Genomic DNA, 25,622 nt, shown 5'->3' on the forward strand with positions numbered 1-25,622 from the left:
ATGGCTCAATATTCAAGAATAGAAGTGGCATCTGTAATGAAAGAACAGGGGATGGTTCCCTTGTTTTTTCATTCTGATGTTGAACTGGGGAAAAAAATACTTAAAGCCTGTTACGATGGTGGGGCACGTTTACTGGAATTTACCAGCCGCGGAGATTTCGCTTTTGAAGTTTTTGGTGAACTTAATAAATACGCGATCAAGGAACTTCCCGGAATGATCATGGGAGTAGGTTCTGTCACGGATGCCGGTGCTGCCTCGTTATACATGCAATTGGGAGCGAATTTTATTGTTACTCCGGTTTTAAGAGAAGATATTGCGGTAGTTTGTAACCGCCGAAAAGTGCTTTGGTCTCCCGGTTGCGGATCGCTAACAGAAATTACACGTGCAGAGGAACTGGGCTGTGAAATTGTGAAGCTTTTTCCTGGAGGGACTTACGGACCTAATTTCGTAAAAGGAATAAAAGGACCACAACCATGGACCAGCATTATGCCAACAGGTGGTGTTTCCCCAACAGAAGAAAATCTGAAAGGCTGGTTCGACGCTGGTGTGATCTGTGTGGGAATGGGATCTAAATTGATTTCCAAAGAGGTTATTGCCAATAAAGATTATGATGGACTTGAAAAAATGGTTAAAGAAACTCTGGATCTTATTAAAAGTCTCAGAAATTAATATAGAAATAAAGGCTACGGGTAAACTTTATTCGCAGTCTTTTAATTTTTTGCTAATGCAGGAAGAAGCTTCAGAAATTAAAAAGATCGTCACCTTTGGTGAGGTTTTAATGCGTTTGTCACCATCAGACAATCGGAAGCTTTTGCAGGCAACGCAAATGGATTTCTTTTTTGGAGGTACCGAGATGAACGTGGCAGCTTCCCTGGCTAACATGGGAATTGAAGTTCATCATGTGACCAACGTCTCAAACGATATAGTAGGGGAGGCGGCTTTATCTACCCTCCGTAAGTACGGTATTGGAATATCGGCAGTCAAAAAGGTCAATTTTCCTTTGGGTTTATATTTTCTCGAGGTGGGTTCCGCTATGCGTTCCAGCCAAATCGCCTACAACCGGTTAAACAGCTGCTTTGCCAATATCAACCCAGATCAGGTAGATTGGGAAAAGGTTCTGGAAGGTTGTAATTTCATGCATTGGAGCGGAATTTCCCCGGGAATTTCAGAAGGAGCTTATCAAACCTTAAAGGCAGGTTTAGAAGTAGCGCGGGATAAAGGAGTAATAGTAACGGCAGATCCTGCATACAGGAGTAACCTGTGGAAATATGGCAGGAATAGCCATGATGTTCTTAAAGAGCTAGTTTCTCTATCCACAATTTTTATTGGAGGAGTACGCGAAATTAACGAGATCCTGAAAACAGAATTTTCAGAGGATGAAGAAGGTTTCATCTCAGCCAGTAAGGCCCTAATTGCAGAATTTCCGAAGATTAAAAAAGTATTTGACAAAGTACGAACCAGTGTAGATGCTTCCTGGCAAAAGATTTTCGCCCAGGCCTGGAATGGAGAAAATTTTCTTTCAACTACAGAATTGGAAATAACTAGTGTAGTGGATCGAATAGGTACGGGAGATGCTTTTGCGGCAGGTCTTCTTTATGGTCTTCAGCACTTTGATGATGAGGAAGCTCTTTCTTTTGCCAATGCCGCCTGCGCTCTCAAACACACACATGTTGGGGATGTAAACCTGGTGAGCGTAGAGGAAGTTATGGAAGTTGCCAAAGGAAAAACCGACGGAAGAATAAAAAGATAATATAACAACTTACCGGGATTTGCCTTGTTAGTTTTATAACATCAACAATACTATAAAAATGAAAATCCTTTTTAACAGAAACAGAATTTATTCTTGTTTTTTTCTTGTTCTCCTACTATCGCTAGCCGGATGTGATGAGCAAACCGAGACAAAAATAATCAAACTGGGCCACGGGTTGGACACTGCACACCCGGTGCACAAGGCTATGGTCTTTATGTCCGAACGTCTTTATGAGAAATCGGGAGGAACGATGGTGATTGATATTTATCCTAATCAGCAATTAGGTTCCGAAAGAGAAACTTTGGAACTTTTACAAATAGGGAGTCTTGGAATGACTAAAGTGTCTACCGGTGTTCTTGAAAATTTCGTTCCGAGCCTGCAGCTGTTTGGTTTACCATTTCTGTTCCGGGACCGGGAACACCGGTTTGAAGTGCTGGAAGGCGAAATAGGAGAAGAATTCCTGAATAAAAGTATTGATAAACGTTTAAAAGGACTCACTTTTTATGACGCGGGCAGCAGAAGTTTCTATAGTAAAACACCTGTAGAAACACCCGAAGATCTTGAAGGGTTAAAACTTCGGGTTATGGAAAGCAATACTGCCATTAATATGGTAAAACACCTGGGAGGTTCCCCTACACCAATTGCCTGGGGAGAACTTTACACCGCCTTGCAGCAGGGAATCGTAGATGGAGCTGAAAATAATTTGCCAAGTTTTTACCTCTCACGGCATTATGAAGTGACTAAATATTTTGTTGTAGATGAGCATACTGCACTTCCCGATGAGTTATTGATAAGCACCGTTGTGTGGAATGATCTCAACCCGCAACAGCAAAAGTGGCTAAAAGAGGCAGCTATGGAATCTTCAGAATTTCAAAAAGGAATATGGAAAGAAGCAGAAATGGAAGCCATGGAGGAGATACAGAAAGCAGGAGTAAAAGTCACATATCCAGATAAAGAACTTTTTCGGGAGAAAGTGAAACCTATGTATGAGGAATTTTTTCGGGATCCTGAGATGAAAGAATTAATCGAAGCAATTCAGGCAATCAAATAAGCATGAGAAAAAAAATAGACAGAGTCCTGGGTAGCTTTTTGGTGGCACTTCTTGTCCTTATGGTGTTAGCTGTATTGTGGCAGATCTTTTCAAGATATCTTCTAAACTCACCCAGTTCCTTTACCGAGGAACTCGCGAGATATCTCTTTATCTGGATAGGAATTCTGGGAGCTGCATACGCTTCAGGACAACAAACCCATTTATCAATCGATATTTTACCGCCAAAGTTGAATCCCAAAAACAGGATTAAACTAAGAATATTTATAAATATTCTGATCATCTTATTCAGTTTGACCGTGCTGGTTATAGGAGGAGGAAATCTTGTATATGTAAATGATCTATTGGGACAGTCTTCGGCAGCGCTCGGAGTACCATTATCCTGGGTCTACAGCATAGTTCCCATTAGCGGATTGCTGGTCATTTATTATAAAATACATGAAATAATTAATTCAAAAACGTATTTAGTATGATGTCAGAGGTTTTAATATTAGTGCTTTCCTTTGTGATCTTATTGGCAATAGGGGTTCCCGTTGCCTGGTCTATCGGGATTTCATGTGTACTTACTATCCTTGCATCTATTAATACCATTCCCGCTTTTACAACTGTTGCTCAGCGTATGGCTACAGGACTGGACAGTTTTTCGTTGCTTGCGATTCCACTTTTTATCCTGGCGGGACAAATAATGAATCAGGGAGGGATTGCAAACCGGCTCATTGCCTTTGCCAAGGCCCTCATGGGGGCTCTGCCGGGTGGATTGATCTATGTAAATGTTGTTGCCGCTATGCTTTTTGGTGCCATTGCAGGATCTGCTGTAGCCGCAACTTCAGCTATGGGTGGAATTTTGGGGCCGGCAATGGAGAAGGAAGGATATTCAAAAGAATTTGGTGCGGCAGTTAACATTACGTCTTCAACTACAGGGTTGGTAATTCCGCCGTCTAATGTGCTCATCGTTTATTCCCTTGCCAGTGGGGGAGTATCTATCGCCTCATTATTTTTAGCGGGATACCTTCCGGGTATTCTTATGGGGCTCGCTCTTATGCTTGTTGCAGCGGTATGGATCAAGAAAAAGAAGTATCCTGCCGGGGAACCTACGAATCTTAAGCATATTGCTGTTACTTTCTTACATGCCCTTCCCAGTTTGATGTTATTGGTGGTAGTTATCGGAGGTATCGTGACAGGAATATTTACTGCGACCGAGGCTTCAGGGATCGCTGTTTTATACTGTTTAATTCTATCTTTTATAAATCGCGAATTAAAGGTGAGTGATCTCCATAGCGTGTTTTTAAGCTCTGTAGGAACCACTGCAATTGTAATGTTACTCATCGCAACTTCCATGAGTATGTCCTGGGTGATGTCTTATGAAAATATTCCGCAGGCAGTTAGTGACGCTTTGTTGGGCTTGAGTGATAACATCTTTGTAATTCTTCTCATAATAAATTTACTCTTGCTCTTTGTGGGAACCTTTATGGACATGACTCCGGCGGTCCTGATCTTCACTCCCATTTTCTTGCCGGTAGTAACAGCATTGGGCGTTGATCCTGTGCACTTCGGAATTATGATGGTAATGAATTTATGTGTAGGATTATGTACTCCTCCCGTTGGTTCGGTGCTCTTCATTGGCGTTAGTGTAGCCAAAACCAGTATTCAAAAAGTGATTAAACCGCTAATACCTCTGTACGTGGCGATGTTTATAGTGCTATTGCTAGTCACTTTTGTGCCCGAAATTTCTTTGTGGTTGCCGAGATTGTTTGAGTAAAATTTATTTAAAAAGATTAGAAAAATGAAAAGATTAAATAGAGAAACGGCAGGAGTCACTTCAAACCTTCCAATAAAAGTCATTCAATTTGGAGAAGGGAATTTTTTGCGTGCATTTGTCAATTATCTTATTGATAAGCTAAATAAAGAAGCAGATTTTAATGCAGGTGTTGCCGTTGTTCAACCCATAGATGCAGGCTTGGTTGATATGTTGAATGAACAGGACGGCCTTTATAACCTGTTTATGAGAGGAGTTAAGGGCGATAAGGAAATTCAGGAGAAAAGGATGATCAGCTGCATTCAGAAATCAATCAATCCTTATAAAAACTATTCCACTTATCTTGATCTTGCCACCGGAGAGGACCTTCAGTTTCTTATTTCCAACACTACGGAAGCAGGCATTGCATTTGATGAAACAGATGAGCTTGAAAAAGTTCCTCATAATAGTTTTCCCGCTAAGGTCACTGCACTTCTGTGGAAGAGATACCAGCATTTCAACGGGGCTGCCGACAAAGGTTTGACCATTATCCCGTGTGAACTCATCAACCACAATGCAGATAATCTTAAAAAGATCATTTTGCAGTATGTTGATCTTTGGAAGCTGGATAATGACTTCCGAAACTGGATAGAACAGAGCAATACCTTTCATAATACACTTGTTGACCGGATTGTTCCCGGATATCCCCGAGCGGAAATTGACGAATACCAGAGTCAGCTGGAGTTTGAAGATAAACTAATTGTTACAGCTGAAGTATTTCTGCTTTGGGTGATTGAAGGGGGCGAGGCATTAAAAGCTAAAATTCCTTTTGATAAAATTGATGAGAATGTTGTCATCGTTGATGATATTCAGCCGTATCGTACGAGGAAAGTCAGAATTCTTAATGGTGCGCATACCACTATGGTGCCTTTCGCAATCCTTAGCGGAAAAGAAACTGTGAAAGAAACAGTTGATGATAATTTCACCGGAAAGTTTGTCAAAAATGCCATTTTTGAGGAGATAAATCCAACCCTGGATCTTTCTGAAAATGAATTGGACTCCTTTGCTTCCGAAGTGCTGGACCGTTTCAGAAATCCTTTTATAAAACATCAGCTGGCAAGCATTGCTTTAAATTCGGTATCGAAGTTTAAAGTGCGGGTTTTGCCCAGTTTACTTCAGTTTCAGGAGAAAAAATCGGCTTTACCGGTGCGACTGACCTTTGCTTTTGCCTGTTTATTAAGATTTTACAAAGGGACCTGGAAGGGCCAAAAATTGCCGGTTCAGGATGATCCTCAAATCATCGAATTCTTCAGTAAAGCATGGGAAATTGAAGACTTAGATGCTTTTGCTGAAAAGGTGCTTAATAAGGAAGATTATTGGGGGCAGGATCTTACGGCTATACCTGAGCTAAAAGAGCAGCTCGTGGTGGCATTGCAGGAGATGGAAGAAAAAGGCGTGGAAGAAGGATTTAGATCCTTCCGTGAAAAAACAACAGTGAAAAGTTAAGGAATATGCAGACGAAAATTATAAAAGTTCATCCCGGAGATAACGTAGCGGTTGCTCTCGCAAATTTGTGGAAGGATGAAACCCTACAGTTTGAAGGTACAGAGATTGAGGTGCTCACTGATGTTGAGGCCAAACACAAAATAAGTTTGGTGGACCTGGCAGTGGGTGACAAGATCTATATGTATGGGGTCCTGGTAGGTACTGCTACCGTTCCCGTAAGAAAAGGTGAAGTTCTAACTGTCGATAATGTAAAGCATCAGGCCGAACAGGCGCATCAAAAAACTGAAACTACTGGCTGGAATACGCCAGATGTTTCTCACTGGAAAAACAGAACTTTTAATGGTTATCACCGCCCTGATGGGCAGGTAGGGACAAAAAATGTATGGTTGTTTTTTCCGTTGGTTTTCTGCGAAAACAGAAATATAGAACTTCTAAAAGAGGTTTTTGAGAAGGAACTTTCCTTTAAAAAGCCTTCCCGGGAACGTTTACTTCTTCGAAAGCTAATTCAGGGGGAAGAGGTTCAGGAAACTCTGGTGCAGGAAGAAGAGGAAAATGACATTTTTGACAATATAGAAGTGAAATTCATCACCCATCAGGGTGGCTGTGGTGGAATAAGACAGGATTCAGCATCCCTTGCGAGGCTGTTGGCAGGATATGTCAACAATCCGAATGTGGCGGGAGCAACCGTACTTAGTTTAGGCTGTCAAAATCTACAAATTGATATTTTTAAACGGGCGCTGGAAAGGATCAATCCTAATATAGAAAAACCGGTGCTGCTTTTTGAACAGCAACAGGAGGGGACCATAGATGATATGATGAGTAAGATCATCAGCCAGTCTTATGCAGCAATTAAAGAGGCTAACGAGATTAGGAGAAAACCTGCACCGCTTTCGAAGATCAAATTAGGTTTAGAATGTGGGGGTTCAGACGGATTTTCGGGAATATCTGCAAATCCCGCTTTAGGTTATGCTTCAGATTTGCTTTCGGCATTGGGAGGTTCCCCTATTCTTTCAGAATTTCCTGAACTATGCGGAATCGAGCAGGAATTGATCAATCGCTGTGTCACCGATGATCTTGCTGAAAGATTTCTGAAATTAACGAGAGCTTTTGAAAAATCGGCAATTGATGCAGGATCTGGTTTTGACATGAATCCTTCTCCCGGAAATATTAAAGATGGTTTAATTACAGATGCCATGAAATCTGCCGGGGCAGCAAAAAAGGGAGGTACATCTCCAATTCAGGATGTTCTGGATTACGGAGATTATGTAACAAAACCGGGTCTTAACTTACTTTGTACTCCCGGAAATGATGTGGAAAGTACCACGGCCATGGTGGGGGCTGGTGCCAATGTTGTTGTTTTCACCACCGGACTTGGAACGCCCACCGGAAATCCAGTCGCGCCCGTAGTCAAAGTATCTTCGAATACTACCCTCGCCCGTAGGATGCCCGATATTATCGATCTCGACGCGGGAGGAGTTATTAAAGCTGAAAAAACCATTGAAGAAATGGGTGAGGAGATTCTTGAGTTTATTATTAAAGTGGCCAGTGGTGAAGTAACAACCAAAGCTGATGAGCTAAATCAGGATGATTTTATTCCCTGGAAAAGAGGGGTGTCTTTATAGAAACCTTTTCCTTTTTCTAAAGGATTTATTGAACTGCCACTTTTAGAAGGCTCCTGTCTGAAGAATTCCTAACAACGAGTTCGGGAGAAAGAACTACTTTTTTCTCAATAGTTAACTTTTGGGTGCTGTCCACTTGTTCAAGGAATACCTGTGCCGCAATCTTTCCCATTCTCAAGGGAGTTTGATCAATTGTGCTTATCGGTAATTCCATATATTTTGTAAAAGGTTCATTACTAAAGCCTGAAATACAAAAATCTTCGGGAATGCGTATCCCGAATTTCCGGAGTTCCTGAATAGCTCCCAGCGCTGTGTAGTCACTTGCAGAGAATACAGCATCGGGTTTTTTCTTTAGCTCCCACATTTTCCTGGCTGCAGCTGCGCCCGACTCTACGCTACTAAGGGTGGTAAAAATATAATCTGGATCTGCCTTTAAGCCATTGTCTTTAAGAGCGTTAACATAGCCGTCGTGACGATTTTTATAGATTTCGAGATTAAGATCTCCTGCAAAATGAGCAATACGTTTACAGCCCTGGGAAATAAGATGCTCTGTCGCTAAATAGCCTGCCTTAAAGTCATCAATTACTACTGAACTCACTCCCGGGATGTCTAACTTTCTATCAAAGAAAATCAAGGTTTTTCCTTCATTTAAAACTTTTCTGAAATGATCGGTTTTATTGGTGGTCTTAGAAATAGACATGAAAATACCATCCACTTGGGTGTTTAAGAGTGTATTAACCTGCTCTACTTCGGTCGCCATTTGTTCATGAGTTTGGCAAATGATCACGTGATATCCGTGAGGGCCCAGCTCTTCCTCAATTCCCCTGATAATGGAGGAAAAAAAGTTCCTGTTAATGTATGGAACAATTACGCCGACATTTTTGCTTTTTCCGCTCTTTAATGCCTGGGCAAGACGGTTTTGTTTGTAATTCATTTCCTTGGCTGCTGCAAAAACAAGCTCTCTTGTTTTACTGCTAATCTTAGGATTGTTGTTTAATGCTCTTGACACCGTAGCAGCACTCACATTAAGTTTTTTAGAAATGTCGTAGATGGTAACCTTACCGTTTTCTTTCATGGAATTGTAGTCCTTATAATGCAATAAATTGCATAACAAAGATATCAAAAAATGCAGTGACAGTGGCCAATTTGTTAAAAATTAATGGATTTAAATGAAGAGTTCTTACTTAAGTCTGAAATTTTGCCAAAGAACTCGTGCTATTAACCAAGTTTTAAAAACAAAATCTTGAAAACCCAGAATAAAACTCTTATTTTAGTGCAATCGATTACACCTAAACTAAGATGTTTGGGTATTAGAAATAAAACTCTATTTCAAATGAAAAATCTATTAAGATTAGCTTTTGGCCTTTTTATTGGCCTTTTAATCGTTTCCTGTAAGAACCAGAATGAACCTGTTGCCGTGAGTGCACCGCACCCGGCAGAAATTGATTTTGACGACCCATGGGCGCGTGCAGATGCTATAGTGGAAAGCATTATAGTGCCTGAGTTTAGAGATGAAGTGTTTAATATTCTTGACTACGGTGCATCGGCTGATGGTGTCATTAGCAGCGATGCTGCTTTTGAAAAAGCTATTGAGGCATGTGCCGAAGCCGGCGGCGGTGTAGTGCTCGTACCTGCGGGAGTATACCATACAGGTCCTATCCATCTAAAGAGCAATGTGAATCTTCACCTCGAAGAGGGTGCAGAAGTAAAATTTTCTACCGACCAGGCAGATTATCTACCGGTAGTTCATACCTCTTTTGAAGGTATGGAGCTTATGAATTATTCTCCATTAATTTATGCGTACAAACAACAGAATATAGCTGTTACGGGTAAAGGAACCTTCAACGGACAGGCTGGAAAGGATAACTGGTGGCCCTGGAAAGGTCAGGAAGAATATGGTTATAGGGATGGAGATGTCAACCAGCTGGATGCCCATAACCTGCCGCGCTTAAGCGAGATGGTGGAGAAGGGTACTCCCGTAGCAGAGCGTGTTTTTGGGGAGGGCCATCAATTCCGTCCTACTTTCTTTGAACCTTTTGAATGTGAAAATGTTTTAATTGAAGGTGTTACTTTTATAAATGCGCCGTTCTGGGTGATGCATCCTATCAAATCAAACAACGTAACGGTTAAGGATGTGAGTGTAATAAGTCACGGTCCAAACAACGATGGTTGTAATCCTGAATACAGTACAAATGTTCATATCACCGGTTGCCTTTTTGACACCGGAGACGATTGCATCGCTATTAAATCGGGTCGCGATAATGATGGTAGACGCGTAGGTATTAGCAGTGAAAATATTGTCATAGAAAACTCTACCATGAAAGATGGTCACGGAGGGGTTGTCATGGGGAGTGAAATTTCGGGCGGCGTACGAAATGTCTTTGTCCGTAATTGCACCATGAACAGCCCCAATTTGGATCGTGCCATCAGGATCAAGACCAATACCCGAAGAGGTGGTACTATTGAAAATATATTTGTTAAGGATCTTGAAATAGGCCAGGTAAAAGAAGCGGTGTTGAAGATAAATACCAAATACGCCATCTATGATAATCAGGAAGGGGAATTCCTTCCTACCATTAGAAATATCCTTCTCGAGAATGTGGAGGTAGAGAACGGGGGCGAATATGGAATTCTTATTATAGGGAGGGAAGAGTCTCCCGTTAGGAATGTGAAACTTAAAAATGTGACTATTAAAAGTGTAGAGGAGCCACTAAAAATAGAGCACGCGGAGGATCTTATATTTATAAACACTGTGATAAACGGAAAAGAGTATTAGGAAAAATCCACAGGAGTCCATTTTCGTTTCTTATAATTATTAGATAAGTGAAATCGTATTATACCTTTTTAATCCTTTTAACTTCCTGCTTCACATTTCAATCAGTGGCTCAGGAAAGGGAGGTAAAACCGTATAGTATTGCGACCACTTATGAAAAACTGAAGAATGAATATCCCTGGATTTCTCCTGTGGAATCACAGATTTCAGAAAGAATAGAGGCAAGTGAGAATGTGGTTTATAAAAGTACTTCGGAAAAAGATCTGGCTGCCGATATTTATCTGCCAATGGCTGAAAAAGGAGAAAAATTCCCTGCGGTTTTATTAATACATGGAGGAGGTTGGCTCACAGGAAGCAAAGAGAATTTACGACCCTTGGCACAGCAGCTGGCGGCTGAAGGCTATGTTGCCATAACTGCCGCTTACCGTCTTGGCACAGAAGCTACCTATCCTGCAGGTGTTATAGATTTAAAAGACGCCGTAAAATGGATGAAGAAAAATGCAGATCAATACAATATAAACCAAGATAAAATTGCCATTTTAGGAGCTTCAGCAGGGGCTCAACTGGCAACTTTACTGGGAGTAACTCCAGATTCCGAAACCTACAACTCCGGGAACTCTGAATTCTCAGATGAGGTACAGGCTATTGTCAATATCGATGGGATCGTATCATTCATTCATCCCAAAGCCGAAGAAGGCTGGATGGCTGCTACCTGGTTGGGAGGTTCAAAAGCCGACAATTTTATTACCTGGAAAGAAGCCTCACCTTTGGAATATGTCGACGGCAATACTCCTCCCACTTTGTTCATCAATAGTTCATATCCGAGATTTCATGCCGGGAGGGATGAGATGATTAAGATATTGATTGAAAACAATATTTACCACGAGGTGCACACTTTAGAAAAAACTCCTCACGCATTTTGGCTGGTGCATCCCTGGTTTGAAGAAACTGTTGAGCTTACCACAAACTTTCTCGATAGAATCTTTAGAAATTCCTCTTCAGCAAGAGAAAAAAACAGGGAAATATCAGTTTCAAAAGATGGCACTGCAGATTTTTCCAGTATTCAGGAAGCAATAAATTCTACGCGTGATCTGGGTCCCGGAGAAGTGGTTATCAAAATTGCATCCGGTATTTATAATGAGAAGTTGGAAATCCCTTCCTGGAAGCACCAACTTTCCTTGATTGGGGAAGACAGAGAAAATACAATTATTACAAACGACGACTATTCAGGAAAGATTGATTCACAAACAGGAAAGGAACTGAACACTTTTACTTCCTATACCGTTCTGGTGAGAGGTAACGATATAAAGTTTGAAAATCTTACTATCGAAAACACCTTTTGCGGAAAAGGACAGGCAGTTGCTCTTCACGTGGAGGGCGACAGGTTTGTTATAAAAGATTCCAACATTCTCGGCTGCCAGGACACGTTATACACAGCTACAGAAGGAAGCCGGCAATTATATTTAAACTGTTTCATTGAAGGAACTACAGATTTTATCTTCGGGGAAGCAACAGCGGTTTTTATCGAATGTACCATTAAGAGCCTGAAAAATTCCTTTATCACTGCCGCAGCAACTCCCCAAAATCAGGAATTTGGCTTTGTTTTTTTTGACTGTAAGTTCATGGCTGCCGAGGGAGTAAATGAAGTATACTTGGGCAGGCCGTGGAGACCGTATGCAAAAACCGTGTTTATCAATTCATATCTGGATGATCATATTCTACCTGAAGGCTGGGACCATTGGCCCGGAGATAAGATGTTCCCGAACAAGGAAAGAACTGCCTATTACGCCGAATATAATAGCAGCGGTCCCGGCGCTTCTCCCTCAACCAGAGCTATATGGTCTAATCAATTAAGTCCCGAGCAGGCACAAAAATACATTCTTAAGAATATATTTAGTGACGGCAGTGACTGGTACTGGGCCTCAAGAATTATGAATGAATAAAATTTTGCTTGGAAAAAATTTAACTTCTGTTATTGCCTTTTGCAGGAAGCATTTCAAATCTTTCTGCCTGAATACCAAGATTAAAAAAGCTCAACAATGAAAAATATAATTCTGTCCTTTATGATCCTTTGTACATTGACGATCGTGGCGCAGGAGAAGCCGACTCTCTTTCTCATTGGCGACTCAACAATGTCTGATAAAAAGGATCCTGAAGAAAATCCAGAGCACGGCTGGGGACAAATGCTTCCGGAGTTGATGTCTTCGAATATAAATATTGACAATCATGCCGTAAACGGCCGAAGTACCAGAAATTTTATTGCTGAAGGCCGTTGGGAAAAGGTAAAAGAGCAACTGAAACCGGGTGATTTTGTGTTTATCCAATTTGGACATAACGACCAGAAGGTAAACGATCCGGAACGCTATACCAATCCGTTTACTGCTTATCGTTACAACCTTGAGAAGTTTGTAAAAGAAACCAGGGATAAAGGAGCAACTCCGGTTTTATTTAGTTTCATTGTGCGAAGAAACTTCAATGAAAATGGAGTACTGGTAGATACTCATGGAGAATATCCTTTGGTGACACGAATGGTGGCTAAAGATCTTAATGTTCCATTTATTGACATGCAGTGGCTTACCGAAAGGCTGGAAACCGGGTACGGCCCGGTGAAATCTAAACAACTCCATCTTCATCTTGAGCCGGGAGAGGACCCTTATGAACCTGAAGGCATTCAGGACGATACCCATCTTTCGAAAAAGGGAGCTACTCTTGTTGCAGGTCTGGCCCTTCAGGAGATTGCAAGACAGGATCTGGAATTGAAAAAATATGTAGAGCAGGAAGTGTTGGAGCAGGAAATTCTTGACGGGAGATTTTACAGTCATCAAAATTCATCAGCCCAAAATATAGGACAGGTTTCCTGGAGAAAAGCACAAAATCAGGATAAGCAGTGGTACGCCTCTCAGGAAGCACAGCGAATTGCCGATAACGTTTTGCTATATCAGCATAATAATGGAGGTTGGAAAAAAAACATCGATATGGCAGTGCCTCTTTCGGAAGCAGAAAAGGAGGATTTAAGGGAAGAAAAATCAGATAAAATAGGAACTTCTATAGACAACGGAGCCACTTTTAGACAATTGCGCTACCTGGCCAAAGTCTATCATGCAACTAAAAAAGAGGAGTATAAAAAAGCTTTTTTGAAAGGTCTTGATTTTCTCTTTGGAGCACAATACGAAAGTGGAGGTTGGCCGCAGTTTTACCCTCTTAAAAAGGGATATTACGAGCACATAACATTTAATGACGGTGCAATGATCGGGGTGATGGAATTACTTCGGGAAGTAGCGCTGGAAGAGGAACCTTATAAATTTGTTGATCAAAATCGAAAAGAGAAGGCGCAAAGATCAATTGAGAAAGGACTTGAAGTCATTCTGTCCACGCAGGTAAAAGTGGATGGGGAGCCTACCGTGTGGAGCGCCCAGCATGATAAGGACGACTATTCTCCTGCCAAAGCCAGGGCTTATGAATTGCCATCTTTAAGCGGAAAAGAGAGTGCTGGGATAGTAGAATACCTCATGGAAATTGAAAATCCTTCAGAAAGAGTAAAAACCGCAATTCGTAGTGCAGTTAAGTGGTTTGAGGAAAAAAAGGTAATGGGCCAGAAAATAGTATGGATTGAAGACGCAGATGCTCCTGAAGGTAAAGACAGGATTATGGTAAAAGATCCTACCGGCGGCCCGTTATGGGGGAGATTCAATGAAATTGAAACCGGTAGGCCGATCTTTGTAGGTAGGGATGGAAAAATAAAATACCACTTAAATGAGATAGAAAGGGAGCGCAGGGTAAATTATAATTATATAGATAATTATGCTGAAGATCTCCTGAAAGAAAATTATCCCGAATGGGAACAAAAACATACCTCTCAAAAATGATAAACGGGAACATATTTTTTAAAGAAGCTGAAGCTGAATGGGAACCTGCAGGAGAGGGAATCTTGCGGCAAATTACCGGCTACAATACGCAGTTAATGATGGTCAAAGTGAAATTTGAAAAAGGCGCGGTAGGCTATGTGCATGATCATTTTCATTCCCAGGGCTCTATTGTGGCTTCAGGAAAATTTAAGATAACTATTGATGAAACAACTGAAGTTTTGGAAGCAGGCGACGGCTTTTTCGTGCCTCCAAACGCCAGACACGGGGCCGAATGTCTTGAGGCAGGGGTGCTAATTGATGTATTCAGCCCGGTGCGGGAAGATTTTCTGTAGTTGTCCTAATTAAAATTTCTCTGTATCTTAAGGAGGGGAAGGAGTAATTACATGACCTTCCAAAGAGGGCAAAATTTGATCATCTTTTCCAGCCGGATTAATGGGAACATCTGCGGAAGTTTAAAAATCGGTAGAATAGAGATTTGCTTCAGAAACAATAATCAGGAGTAAAATGAGTAATTTAAAAGATAAAGTCGCTGTAATTACCGGAGGGAATGGTGTTCTCGGTGGTGCCATTGCAATGGGACTGGCAGCCAAAGGAGTTAAAGTTGGTATTCTTGGCCGAAGCGAAGATACTGTACAGGCAAGAGTGAAGGAAATTGAAAACAATGGCGGAAAAGCCCTTGCACTGGTGGCCGATGTTCTCGACAAAAAGCTTTTGATCGCTGCAAAGGATAAAATAGAAGCAGCTTTTGGCAAAGTAGATATCCTGGTGAATGCTGCCGGCGGAAACCAGAAAGGAGCCACCATAACTCCCGATCAAAGTTTTTTTGACCTGGATCTGGATTCGTTTGATAAAGTAAATCAGCTTAATTTTAAAGGTACTGTGCTGCCCTCTCTGGTTTTTGCCCGCGGAATGGTGGAGCAGAAAAAAGGTAGCATTATCAATATTTCTTCCCTTGCTGCACAAAAAGCACTTACCAGGGTAATGGGATATTCTGCGGCAAAGTCGGCAGTTGATAACTTCACCAGGTGGCTGGCTGTAGAAATGGCTCAAAAATACGGAGATGGAATCCGAGTAAACGCAATCGCTCCCGGATTTTTTATTGGGGAACAAAATCGTGATCTTCTTTTAAAAGAAGATGGAACTCTAACCTCCCGTGGAGAAACTATTGTTAAGCAAACGCCTATGAACAGATTTGGTAAGCCTGAAGAACTGCAGGGTGCAGCCAACTGGCTGGCTGGTGACGGTTCCTCTTTTGTAACGGGAACTGTGGTCGCCGTAGACGGCGGTTTTGGGGCTTTTAGTGGAGTTTAAAATTCAGAAATATGGGAGTATTAGGAAAGTATTCATTCGGAGTAGGTGACAGGTTTGGGAAAGAAGGCAGAGCGCAACTTGAAGCCATATTGATGATCCGAAAGGAGGGAGTGGAGGTAACTCCGGTGTGGAACAAGTCGAACCGCGAACATGAAACTGTTGGTTCGGAACCCCAAAGTCTTCGACAAGAAGCAGATAAAGCAATCAAAGCCGCCGGTTTTGAAGGTGCATATTTCGTTGATGCAGATCATATCAATTTTACAACCGTAGATCCTTTTCTGCCTTTCAGTAACTTTTTCACAATTGATGTAGCAGAATTTATCGGCAAGCAGGCTCCAAAACAGGAAGAAGAGAGATTTCTAACTTTCTTCAAAAAGTATGCTGGAGAGCTCGCTGTTCCTGGGATAGAGCGAAAAATGCAGATCTCTAAAACCCACCTTCGGGAAATGCTGAACAAATTTCTCCTGGCTGCAAAGAATGCCGGTGAAGTTTACTCATATATTCAAAAGAATAAGAAAGAGGAGATCCATATAGAAGTATCCATTGATGAGGTGGAAAATCCACAATCTCCGGTGGAGCTTTTTTTTATTTTAGCAGCCCTGACTTTTTATAAGGTTCCGGTAAATACAATTGCTCCCAAATTCACAGGCAATTTTTATAAAGGCGTGGATTACGATGGAAAGGTGGAGAAATTCGAAAAGGAATTTGAAGAAGATCTAATGGTGATTGATTTTGCAGTTCAGGAGTTCGGTCTTCCGCAGGATCTTAAGATCAGTGTGCATACGGGGAGCGATAAGTTCTCATTGTATCCTTTGATTCACAATATAATTGAGAAGCACGATGCAGGTTTACATCTTAAAACCGCCGGCACCACCTGGCTTGAAGAGCTCATTGGTTTGGCGGAAAGTGGAGGAGAAGGATTTGATTTCAGTTTAGATTTATATAAAGATGCGCTGGAACGCTACGACGAGCTAACAAAAGATTATAAGTCGGTACTGTCAATAAATAAATCTAAATTGCCAACTTCCGAAGAATTCTCAACCGGAAAACAATTCGCAGATGCACTTCGTCATGAACCCAATTCACCGGATTATAATCCTAACTTCCGGCAGTTGTTACATTGCGCCTACAAAATAGCAGCAGAAAAAGGAGATCAATTTTTTCCTCTTTTAGAGAAGTATAGAGAAAGAATAGGAAATAACGTGACCGACAACCTCTATAGAAAACATCTAAAACCACTGTTCCTATTGAGCACATGAATTCAGCATTAACGCCTGAAAAAAGTTGGGAATGATAAGAAAATCAGGCCCTATTCAATACTTAATAATAAAATCGGATTTGTTATTAAATCCTTCAAAGAAAAAGATACTGCTCTTTCTACTAATCGAGCTCATAGACTTCCAAAAAGGTTTTAAGGGTACATTTAGATATTTCGCTTAAGAAGCGGCAGGTTGTGGTGTCGGCTTTATATTCCTGTTCAAGTGCGATTATTTAGCATAGAGGGAAATAGTATAATCTTTAAGTTCTACTATGTTTTCTTCTAGGTTTTCAAAAAACCATTTTGAATTATAATTCCCGGAATAACCTATCTTGTAATTTGCCACCAAATGCTTATTTTTATTATGCGATGTAAAAAATTTATTTAGATGAGTTCACAAATCGTCAACACTTTCGAAACTCATTTCACAAACTCAGCAGTCATGCAAGGTATGGGGAAAAGGTTCGATTCCTGGCGAGGCTACTTATAACGGTTTAAAAGAGTTACAAAACCCTGGGAATCAATTCGATTTTCAGGGTTTATTTTTACAGGAACTTATCAAATTTACACCTTACCTGATTTAAAAAAGAGCGTTAAAATTTTCACAACAATATTAATATGTCTTACATTTAATATCCTTTATGAAGAATGTGAAGCATAGATGTAACCGTGAGTGAATGTTAACGGTTCTCTTGCTTTAACTTTCTTTATTAGCCATAGCTTTTAGAAGGTGGTAAATTTTTGAACGCAACTAATTTTAGGAGCACCAAAATCTGTTTTATGAAACCTGTGGTATTTGAGGCAGGTCTTTTCTTTATAGGTATTGCTGCATAGAATCTTTACTATGAGATTAGTAGGTATAATTTTTCTCCTCTTCTCCTCAAACTTTTATTCTCAATCGTTTGAACAGAAAGGAATGCCCCAGACCCAATATCGATTTTCACATCTGGGTATTTCAGATGGTCTCTCTACAGGTTCAGTAAACTGCTTTTACAGAGATAGCAAAGGATTTTTGTGGATTGGAACTTCTTCGGGATTGAATAGGTTTGACGGTTATAACATTGAGATCTTCAATCCTGATCCTTCAGATACTTTAATTCTACAATCAAAGGATTACCACAAGATTTTTGAGGGGCCTTTTGGTAATCTGTGGGTTCAAAATGTCCTGGGTTTTAGCATTTTTGATTCTACTACGGAAAAATTTTCAGCAAATCAATTTGATCTACTTAAGAAAATGGGACTTCCTCAAAAGGAGGTAAAGGAAATGTATAAGGATTCAAAGGGAAATTACTGGTTTCTTCAGGAAGGAGAAGGAATTAGCAGATATTCAGCCAATACTGGGAAAGTCGATCGATATACCTCCTCCGGAGAGGAAGGTTCCGTAAGCACTAACGATATTTCATGGTTTTCTGAAGATTCGAAAGGGAACTTTTGGTTTATTCACACAAACGGGATTTTCGAAAAACTGAATGGGAAGACCCATGAGGTAGATTATAGGAATACAGAATTTTATGAAGCATTTGGAGGTGATCTTTACGATTACCGGCTAATTGTGGACAATGATAATGACCTTTGGATTCATCTTCATGAAGATTTTGGAATCTTTCATTTTGACGCAGAGAAAGATCTAATCAAAAACTATAATAAAAACACTACACCAATTAGCCTCAACAGCAATTTGATTAGGGATGTGGTAAAGGACCAGGATGGAAACATATGGATAGGGACAGATCATGGGGGGATCACTGTCATAAAAAAGGAGGACCTTACCGTTGATTACATAGTCACAAACCCCGAAATAGAAAACAGTTTATCCCATAACAGTCTAACTTCTTTATATGCCGACCCCAATGGGATCATTTGGGCAGGAACTTATAAAAATGGAGTTGATTATTATAATAAGAACATTAAGAGGTTCGCTCATCACCAGAATTTAATTTCAAATCCCGGCAGTCTCCCCTTTAACGATATTAACGTATTTGCAGAAGATGACAATGGCAATATCTGGATAGGCACAAATGGGGGAGGGCTTCTCTCTCTTGATCTTAAAACATGGAATTACAAGCAGTACCTGCACGACCCCGAAGATCCCACCAGCATTTCAAATGACGTTATTGTTAGTCTGCTTTACGACTCTCAGGGAAATCTTTGGGCAGGCACCTTTCTTGGCGGACTAAACAAATTTAATGGCAGAGAATTCAAGCACTATAATAAAAAAGATAAAGATCCCATAGGGATAGGAGGAAATAGCATCTGGGAATTATTTGAGGACTCCAGGGGGAATATTTGGGTTGGAACTCTCGACGGGGGTGTTGATGTTTTTGATCCCAAGACAGAAGAATTCCGGAACTCCAGTGAAAAAGGAGGGGTGTATTCTGTGCATTGCAATTATATTTCCGCAATAACAGAAGACCAAAATGGAAATATCTGGATTGGCGGGGTCAATGGTATAGATGTAATAAATCCTTTGACCGGAGAGTCCAAACATTTTCTAAATGACCCCAAGGACTGTGGAACTTTGAGCAGTAATCAGGTGCTATCCATTTTTAGAGATAGCGATGATAAGATATGGGTTGGGACACAGGAAGGACTTGATCTTTATAATCCCAAGACGCAGACGTTTTATCATTATACGGTTTTAGATGGACTACCGGGGAAAAAAGTGATATCGGTAAATGAAGATAATGAGAAGAACCTTTGGCTTTCCACGTCTTACGGTTTAGTACAGTTTAAAAAAAATAAAATTGAAAAAAGCACCGGCAGGATAGCTCCCAATTTTCAGAATTATGATGATGAGGATGGTCTTCAGGGGAAATTGTTTAATGAAAATGCTCTTTTCAGAACTAGGAACGGAACTCTCCTTGCAGGTGGACTTAATGGCTTCAACATGTTTAATCCTGAAAAATTTACTTTCAATAATGAGCCTCCCAATGTTGTTTTTACATCATTCGAGCTTTTTAATAAAAAAATAAAACCATTTCAAAAAATTAATGGAAGAGTTCTTCTGAACGCACCTATTCATCAAACGTCGGAGGTAAAACTCCAATATGATGAAAATCTTTTTTCGATAGAATTTGCAGCACTGGATTTTCTTCAGCCCTCTAAGAACAAGTACAGATACAAGCTGGAAGGGTTTGACCAGGAGTGGCAGGAAGTAGGAAGTAGCGATCGCCGTGTAACCTATACCAACCTGGATCCCGGCACATATGAATTTCAAGTGCAGGCTTCAAACAATGATAAGGTATGGAATATTGAAGATGCCAGTCTTATGTTAACTGTGTTACCTCCTTTTTATAAAACCACTTATGCCTATGTCGCCTATTTGTTTCTTGGAATCCTCATTTTACACTTTTCCAGAAGAAATATCATTAGGCGGCAGCGCAGGAATTTTTTATTTGAACAGGAAAAACGCGAAGCAGCCCATCTACATGAAATGGATTTGATGAAAATAAGGTTTTTTACCAATATTAGCCATGAGTTCAAGACCCCGCTTTCACTTATTATTGCTCCTATTGAAAAACTTAAAGCACGGGAGATCAATATAGAAGCCCGGGAACAGCTGGAAACTATTAATCGTAATGCTAAAAGATTATACGGACTTATCAATGAGATTTTGGATTTGCGCAAGGTTCAGAATACTCCTTTACTATCAACCTCCAGGGGAAATGTTATTGAGTTTGTAGAACAAATTGTTGAATCATTTAAAATCCTGGGAGAAAATAAAAACATTGATCTTAACATCCAATCGGAAACAAAGGAATTTGTAACCTCTTTTGATATGGACAAACTTGATAAGATCCTTTTCAATTTATTGTCCAATGCCTTTAAATTCACCCCTGAACAGGGAATTATTACCGTAAATTTAAGAATTGCAGACACTGCCACTACCTCCGGTAAAAAACTACTCCAAATTACTATTTCTGATACAGGAATAGGAATTTCAAGTGAGGACCAGGCAAAAATTTTTGACAGATTTTATAAAGTTCCACAGCCGGAAAATTATAACAGGTCTGGAAGTGGGATAGGCCTTTCTCTGGTAAAAGAATTTGTGGAGCTATACGAAGGTACCATTTCAGTACAAAGTGAGCTGGGGAAAGGTTCTGTTTTTTCTCTGAGTATTCCACTTGAAGACCTCCAGTGTCCTGACATGATCCGGGAGGAAACTGGTTCGGGGAATAAAGGGGCCAAAGTCGCGACGGTTAAAGGTGCTGTGGAGTCTATTGAAAACAGCGAAATCCCAAGGTTGTTAATTATAGAGGACGATCAAAACCTACTAACCTATCTAACTAAGAACTTCAATAATTCCTTTAAAGTTTTTGTAGCTGCAAATGGGCAGGATGGATGGAAAAAAGCATTGGCAGTTCAGCCAGATTTAATAATTTCAGATTGGTCTATGCCTGTGATGGATGGTACCGAGTTATGTACAAAAATACGCAACGACTCCAGGACCAGACATATTCCGTTCATTTTATTAACTGCCCATGCGGATGAAGAAAGTATTCTGTGTGGTTTAAAAACAGGCGTCAGCGACTACATTGTAAAACCTTTCAATCTTGAAGTACTTCATTCGCGTGTGCAGAATCTTATTTCTCAAAGGAAGTCATTGCAGCAGACTTACAGCAAAAAGATCGAGGTCGCAACAAAAAAGGTGGAGCTCGAACCCGAAGATGATGCTTTTATGCGCAAAGCTCTTAAAATCATTGACAAGAACATTGGGAATACTGAATTCTCTGTTGAAAAAATGGCAGCCGATTTGGGCGTAAGCAGGACATTTCTTTATAATAAAATGGTAACAAGGCTGGAGAAATCCCCTCACGAGTTGATTAGGGATATTCGTCTTGACAGGGGCAAAGAACTTTTATTGAAAAGTCAGCTCACCATCTCAGAAATAGCATTTGAGGTGGGTTATAACAACCCAAAATATTTCACCAAAAATTACAAGAAGAAATATAACGTATTACCCTCTGAGGTGAGAGCTCAGGTGCTCTGCAATTAATTATTATTTCTTTTAAACAGGATTTGTCTTTAAGGCTACTTCTTCCATTTTGCTTTCTTAAACTCACGTTTAATCTTGATAAGCTGCAATAAATCATACCAGGAACCCAAGGAAGGATTTTGTGGAGCATTTTATTTTTTAGGGAGAGCAATTGAGGATTCTGTACCTTCTTTTCACCTATTATAATTAAGATTATCTATCAGAAGAGATTTTCAAGATATTCTTTAATAAGACTTTTTAACCTCCTGCGCAGTCAATAATTTCTTGAATAGGGGACAATTTTTTTCAAAAAACGTGGAGTTAAAAATTGACTCAAAAATGGCAGTTCTATAAGAGAATTCGTCAATTTCTGTAACGCCCTTTAAATTTCTTTTATCATCCGTTAAGAAGAACTCAGGCAAACAAGGGCATCTTTGAATTCATTAATGTTTATAAGGGCTGCAGTGAAAGTCCGTGAACAAAAAGTCCTATCATATGATGATTTTATACTCTTATTTAAGGAGGGCATTGTGGACATTGCATCTAATTTAATAGATAAAGCGAAATCGTTTACGTTGAATGCAATATCAACCAAATCGAACCAAAAGACAATCAAAAAAAATCTAAACAATTAAATGCTTTATTAAACCTTATGTAAAATGAAGAAAAAAACTTTCACCAAATTGGGATTATTTAAAAGCTGCCTGGCCCTTCTTATAGGGTTTCTCTCAGTTTCTCCCGTTTGGGCTCAACAGAATACCGTCACCGGGACGGTATCCGGTTCTGATGGTTTGCCTATTCCTGGAGTTAATGTAATGGTAAAGGGCACCACTACCGGTACCACCACTAATTTTGACGGTTATTATGAAATTGATGTCGCACCAAATGCAGCATTAATTTTTAGCTATGTGGGATTTCAAACTCAGGAAATTCCTGTAAATGATCTTACCGAAATCAATGTTGTTTTGGAATTCGCTACATCTGAGCTTGATGAGATCGTTGTCATTGGGTACGGAACCCAGAGAAAGGCGCTGGTCACCGGTGCCAGTGTCCAGGTGGACGGGGAAGACTTACAGAATAGAAGTACAACAAGCCCTTTGCAGGCTTTGCAGGGTCAAACTCCCGGGGTGCAAATCACTTCGACTTCTGGACAGCCGGGCTCTGGTCTTAATGTGAATATCAGGGGATTGGGATCTACTGGTAGCAACAATCCTCTTTATGTGGTGGATGGAGTATTAACAGGAGATATCTCTTACCTCAACAGTGCCGATATTGAGTCAATTTCCATTCTTAAAGATGCGGCCTCGGCTGCTATTTATGGATCCCAAGCATCCAACGGGGTGGTTTTGGTAACCACTCGGGGAGGTAGAAAAAATTCTTCAAGAATTACTTTTGACTCCTATTATGGCGTCCAAAATGTAGAGAACCAAATAGAAATTCTTGACCCTTATGAGTACGGTGTTATTACCAATGAGGCGGCGCTGAATATGGGCAGGTCAGCAATTTTTAGCCCCGAGGATCTTGCTGAAATGGGAGAAGGTGTGGATTGGATAGATGAAATGCTGGTAGATGATGCAGTAACTCAGAACTATATTATAGGTTTTTCCGGAGGTAGCGAAATTTCTACTTTTTCTTCCTCTCTTGCTTATACACAGGAAGAAGGTATTGTGGGAGGTGAGGATTTTTCGAATTACGAAAGGGTCAACTTCAGGTTCAATTCAGAACATGAAATGTTTGACGGGTTAGTTACTTTTGGCGAAAACCTCACCTTTTCATATATCAACAGCAACGGGATTGCGGTTGGAAACCAATATAATAACACCCTTCGTGCAGCTTTCGGGACAACATCATTACTCCCAATGTATGATGAAGAAGGAAATTACTTCAACACCAGAGGTTCCGGTGAAATTTTGACAGGAGTGAGCAATCCATACGCAGCCATGGTGTACAATAACCAGAACGAGAACAACTCCCAGAAACTCCTTGGTAACGTTTACGCCGAAATCGAATTATTAGATGAATTAAGATTCAGGACCAGCCTTGGGTTGGATTATTTCGCAGGTGAAGGTCATTCTTACTTGCCTATATACGATCTTTCTGTTTATGCTTTTAGAGACAGGGACAGGGTGTATCAAAACCAGAGTAAAGGATATTCCCTTTTATTCGATAATCTTCTTACTTATAAGTTTGATTTAGCAGATGACCACCTTTTTGAAGTAATGGCCGGTACATCGGCCTATAAATTTCAGGGAACCTATATGAGTGGTACCAATGTCGACTTGATTTTCGATGATCTAAGACGTGCATGGCTTGATAACGCAAGAAGTAATGAAAGTGCACAAATGGATATAGGTGGTGGGCCATATGATGAAAATATGAGGATGTCCTATTTTGGAAGACTTAATTACAACTATAAGGATAAGTATCTTTTAAACACCACTTTTAGGGCAGATGGTTCTTCTAATTTTGCAGAAGGTAACAGGTGGGGTTATTTTCCATCTATTTCTGTGGGATGGATCGCTTCAGCCGAAGATTTCCTTGTAAATTCTGATGTAATCAGTTACTTGAAATTCCGTGCCAGCTGGGGACAGGTGGGAAATCAAAATTCAAGTGCTTTCCAATACCTTTCTCCGGTAAGTTTTAATAATATAAATTACATCTTCGGAAATGAAGAGGGGGTACTTACTTCGGGAGCTTTCCCCAGTAGACTACCAAACCCAGATTTACAATGGGAAACCTCTGAACAGACCAACTTTGGTGTTGACGCACGTTTATTCCAGAATACCCTTAGCCTTACTCTGGATCTTTACGAAAAAACCACTGAAGGCTGGCTTATAGTAGCTCCTGTTCCTGCCACAGCCGGTGCCGATGCGCCTTTTATTAATGGAGGTGACGTTACCAACAGAGGGGTGGAACTTGCAATATCGTTTAATAACAGTGTGGGTGATTTCAATTATAATATAGGTGTTAATGGAGCATACAACCAGAATGAAGTGGGTAACATTCCTACACCGGATGGAATAATTCACGGTGAGACAAACCAATTGTTTGACAACGCGCCCGAATTCTACCGTGCAGAAAGTGGTTACCCACTGGGATACTTCTGGGGACTTGAAACCGGAGGAATTTTCCAAACCGAGGAACAGATCAATAATTATGTAGCAAACGGAAGGCTTATTCAACCGAACGCGCAGCCGGGAGATGTTATTTACATTGACCAGAATAATGACGGGGTTATAAATGACCTGGACAAGTTAGATATTGGAGATCCTAATCCAGACCTTACCTATGGTTTCAATTTTAATGTTGAGTATAAAGGCCTTGATTTTACGCTCCTCGCCAATGGAGTGGCAGGAAACCAACTTGTGCAGTCATACAGGAATCAAACCAGTCAATTTGCCAACTACACAACTGCAATTCTAGAGCGTTGGACTGGACCGGGTTCATCAAATACAGTTCCCCGGGTGACTTTGGATAACAGGAATTATGCAAATTTTTCGGATCTTTATGTACAGGACGGGGATTTCTTGAGAATTAGCAACGTAACCCTGGGATACGACTTTGCACAACTTACAGATGAGTTTAAGGTTGACAAATTACGCCTTTATTTATCTGGTTTAAATCTTTACACTTTTACCGAATACAACGGTATGGATCCCGAAGTAGGATACGGTATCTCATCAGATAACTTTTCATTCTCCTCTGGAGTTGATCTGGGATATTATCCACGACCTAGAACTTTATTAGTAGGACTAAACGTAACATTTTAATAAAAAAAAGC

Annotated in this window: 16 protein-coding genes; 15 read left to right on the forward strand and 1 reads right to left on the reverse strand. The window is 40.5% G+C overall.

All coding sequences use genetic code 11. The annotated features are described in order from the left end of the window. The 7 genes from H148_RS0108410 to H148_RS0108440 are packed head-to-tail and all read left to right on the forward strand — an operon-like array spanning position 1 to position 7,661. Positions 1–669 carry a bifunctional 4-hydroxy-2-oxoglutarate aldolase/2-dehydro-3-deoxy-phosphogluconate aldolase gene (locus H148_RS0108410; RefSeq protein ID WP_029034411.1) on the forward strand — a complete coding sequence of 223 codons (669 nt, stop codon included), beginning with the start codon at positions 1–3 and terminating at the stop codon, positions 667–669. Between the two features lie 55 nt (positions 670–724). Next, positions 725–1,750, forward strand: a complete 1,026-nt coding sequence (locus H148_RS0108415) for a sugar kinase (protein ID WP_037324919.1) — start codon at positions 725–727, stop codon at positions 1,748–1,750. A gap of 58 nt (positions 1,751–1,808) precedes the next feature. Beyond that, on the forward strand, positions 1,809–2,801 hold the full coding sequence (locus H148_RS0108420) for a TRAP transporter substrate-binding protein (RefSeq protein WP_029034413.1): 993 nt from the start codon (positions 1,809–1,811) through the stop codon (positions 2,799–2,801). Positions 2,802–2,803: 2 nt separating this feature from the next. Continuing rightward, complete coding sequence (locus H148_RS0108425; protein ID WP_083961614.1) at positions 2,804–3,271, forward strand: TRAP transporter small permease; 468 nt, start codon at positions 2,804–2,806, stop codon at positions 3,269–3,271. Then, positions 3,268–4,557 (forward strand): TRAP transporter large permease, encoded by a 1,290-nt coding sequence (locus tag H148_RS0108430; protein ID WP_425414071.1) that lies wholly within the window; start codon positions 3,268–3,270, stop codon positions 4,555–4,557. The genes H148_RS0108425 and H148_RS0108430 overlap by 4 nt, the downstream gene beginning before the upstream one ends. Before the next feature lie 24 nt (positions 4,558–4,581). Beyond that, positions 4,582–6,039, forward strand: a complete 1,458-nt coding sequence (locus H148_RS0108435) for a tagaturonate reductase (protein ID WP_029034416.1) — start codon at positions 4,582–4,584, stop codon at positions 6,037–6,039. A 5-nt stretch (positions 6,040–6,044) separates the two neighbouring features. Continuing rightward, on the forward strand, positions 6,045–7,661 hold the full coding sequence (locus tag H148_RS0108440) for a UxaA family hydrolase (protein ID WP_029034417.1): 1,617 nt from the start codon (positions 6,045–6,047) through the stop codon (positions 7,659–7,661). A 25-nt stretch (positions 7,662–7,686) separates the two neighbouring features. Here H148_RS0108440 and H148_RS0108445 read toward each other — a convergent pair whose 3' ends face one another. Next, positions 7,687–8,733 carry a LacI family DNA-binding transcriptional regulator gene (locus H148_RS0108445; protein ID WP_029034418.1) on the reverse strand — a complete coding sequence of 349 codons (1,047 nt, stop codon included), beginning with the start codon at positions 8,731–8,733 and terminating at the stop codon, positions 7,687–7,689. Between the two features lie 258 nt (positions 8,734–8,991). Between H148_RS0108445 and H148_RS0108450 the strand changes: the two genes are divergently transcribed. The 8 genes from H148_RS0108450 to H148_RS0108510 all read left to right on the forward strand — a co-directional run bounded on the left by H148_RS0108450 (position 8,992) and on the right by H148_RS0108510 (position 25,611). Continuing rightward, positions 8,992–10,434 (forward strand): glycoside hydrolase family 28 protein, encoded by a 1,443-nt coding sequence (locus H148_RS0108450; protein WP_029034419.1) that lies wholly within the window; start codon positions 8,992–8,994, stop codon positions 10,432–10,434. 104 nt (positions 10,435–10,538) lie between these two features. Further along, positions 10,539–12,374: a pectinesterase family protein gene (locus H148_RS18835; protein ID WP_245583404.1), complete on the forward strand. Its 1,836-nt coding sequence runs from the start codon at positions 10,539–10,541 to the stop codon at positions 12,372–12,374. Between the two features lie 96 nt (positions 12,375–12,470). Beyond that, complete coding sequence (gene pelA / locus H148_RS18995; protein WP_083961618.1) at positions 12,471–14,297, forward strand: pectate lyase; 1,827 nt, start codon at positions 12,471–12,473, stop codon at positions 14,295–14,297. After that, the gene (locus tag H148_RS0108480; protein ID WP_083961620.1) at positions 14,267–14,629 is read left to right on the forward strand and encodes a cupin domain-containing protein; all 363 of its coding nucleotides are present in this window, start codon (positions 14,267–14,269) and stop codon (positions 14,627–14,629) included. The genes pelA and H148_RS0108480 overlap by 31 nt, the downstream gene beginning before the upstream one ends. A 172-nt stretch (positions 14,630–14,801) precedes the next feature. Continuing rightward, positions 14,802–15,608 (forward strand): SDR family oxidoreductase, encoded by an 807-nt coding sequence (locus H148_RS0108485; protein WP_029034421.1) that lies wholly within the window; start codon positions 14,802–14,804, stop codon positions 15,606–15,608. 11 nt (positions 15,609–15,619) lie between these two features. After that, complete coding sequence (locus tag H148_RS0108490; protein ID WP_029034422.1) at positions 15,620–16,867, forward strand: tagaturonate epimerase family protein; 1,248 nt, start codon at positions 15,620–15,622, stop codon at positions 16,865–16,867. 915 nt (positions 16,868–17,782) lie between these two features. After that, the gene (locus tag H148_RS0108500) at positions 17,783–21,862 is read left to right on the forward strand and encodes a hybrid sensor histidine kinase/response regulator transcription factor (RefSeq protein WP_169578556.1); all 4,080 of its coding nucleotides are present in this window, start codon (positions 17,783–17,785) and stop codon (positions 21,860–21,862) included. Between the two features lie 638 nt (positions 21,863–22,500). Then, on the forward strand, positions 22,501–25,611 hold the full coding sequence (locus H148_RS0108510; protein ID WP_037324866.1) for a SusC/RagA family TonB-linked outer membrane protein: 3,111 nt from the start codon (positions 22,501–22,503) through the stop codon (positions 25,609–25,611). The last annotated feature ends 11 nt before the right edge of the window (positions 25,612–25,622 follow it).

Origin of the sequence: Salinimicrobium terrae DSM 17865, from assembly GCF_000424665.1 — a bacterium.
In the GTDB taxonomy this organism is placed as follows: domain Bacteria; phylum Bacteroidota; class Bacteroidia; order Flavobacteriales; family Flavobacteriaceae; genus Salinimicrobium; species Salinimicrobium terrae.

What these genes read in the sequence shown, in the direction of transcription:
- H148_RS0108410 (WP_029034411.1), top strand. Translation starts at nt 1, where the DNA reads ATGGCTCAATATTCAAGAATAGAAGTGGCATCTGTAATGAAAGAACAG.
- H148_RS0108415 (WP_037324919.1), top strand. Translation starts at nt 725, where the DNA reads ATGCAGGAAGAAGCTTCAGAAATTAAAAAGATCGTCACCTTTGGTGAG.
- H148_RS0108420 (WP_029034413.1), top strand. Translation starts at nt 1,809, where the DNA reads ATGAAAATCCTTTTTAACAGAAACAGAATTTATTCTTGTTTTTTTCTT.
- H148_RS0108425 (WP_083961614.1), top strand. Translation starts at nt 2,804, where the DNA reads ATGAGAAAAAAAATAGACAGAGTCCTGGGTAGCTTTTTGGTGGCACTT.
- H148_RS0108430 (WP_425414071.1), top strand. Translation starts at nt 3,268, where the DNA reads ATGATGTCAGAGGTTTTAATATTAGTGCTTTCCTTTGTGATCTTATTG.
- H148_RS0108435 (WP_029034416.1), top strand. Translation starts at nt 4,582, where the DNA reads ATGAAAAGATTAAATAGAGAAACGGCAGGAGTCACTTCAAACCTTCCA.
- H148_RS0108440 (WP_029034417.1), top strand. Translation starts at nt 6,045, where the DNA reads ATGCAGACGAAAATTATAAAAGTTCATCCCGGAGATAACGTAGCGGTT.
- H148_RS0108445 (WP_029034418.1), bottom strand. Translation starts at nt 8,733, where the DNA reads ATGAAAGAAAACGGTAAGGTTACCATCTACGACATTTCTAAAAAACTT.
- H148_RS0108450 (WP_029034419.1), top strand. Translation starts at nt 8,992, where the DNA reads ATGAAAAATCTATTAAGATTAGCTTTTGGCCTTTTTATTGGCCTTTTA.
- pelA (WP_083961618.1), top strand. Translation starts at nt 12,471, where the DNA reads ATGAAAAATATAATTCTGTCCTTTATGATCCTTTGTACATTGACGATC.
- H148_RS0108480 (WP_083961620.1), top strand. Translation starts at nt 14,267, where the DNA reads ATGGGAACAAAAACATACCTCTCAAAAATGATAAACGGGAACATATTT.
- H148_RS0108485 (WP_029034421.1), top strand. Translation starts at nt 14,802, where the DNA reads ATGAGTAATTTAAAAGATAAAGTCGCTGTAATTACCGGAGGGAATGGT.
- H148_RS0108490 (WP_029034422.1), top strand. Translation starts at nt 15,620, where the DNA reads ATGGGAGTATTAGGAAAGTATTCATTCGGAGTAGGTGACAGGTTTGGG.
- H148_RS0108500 (WP_169578556.1), top strand. Translation starts at nt 17,783, where the DNA reads ATGCCCCAGACCCAATATCGATTTTCACATCTGGGTATTTCAGATGGT.
- H148_RS0108510 (WP_037324866.1), top strand. Translation starts at nt 22,501, where the DNA reads ATGAAGAAAAAAACTTTCACCAAATTGGGATTATTTAAAAGCTGCCTG.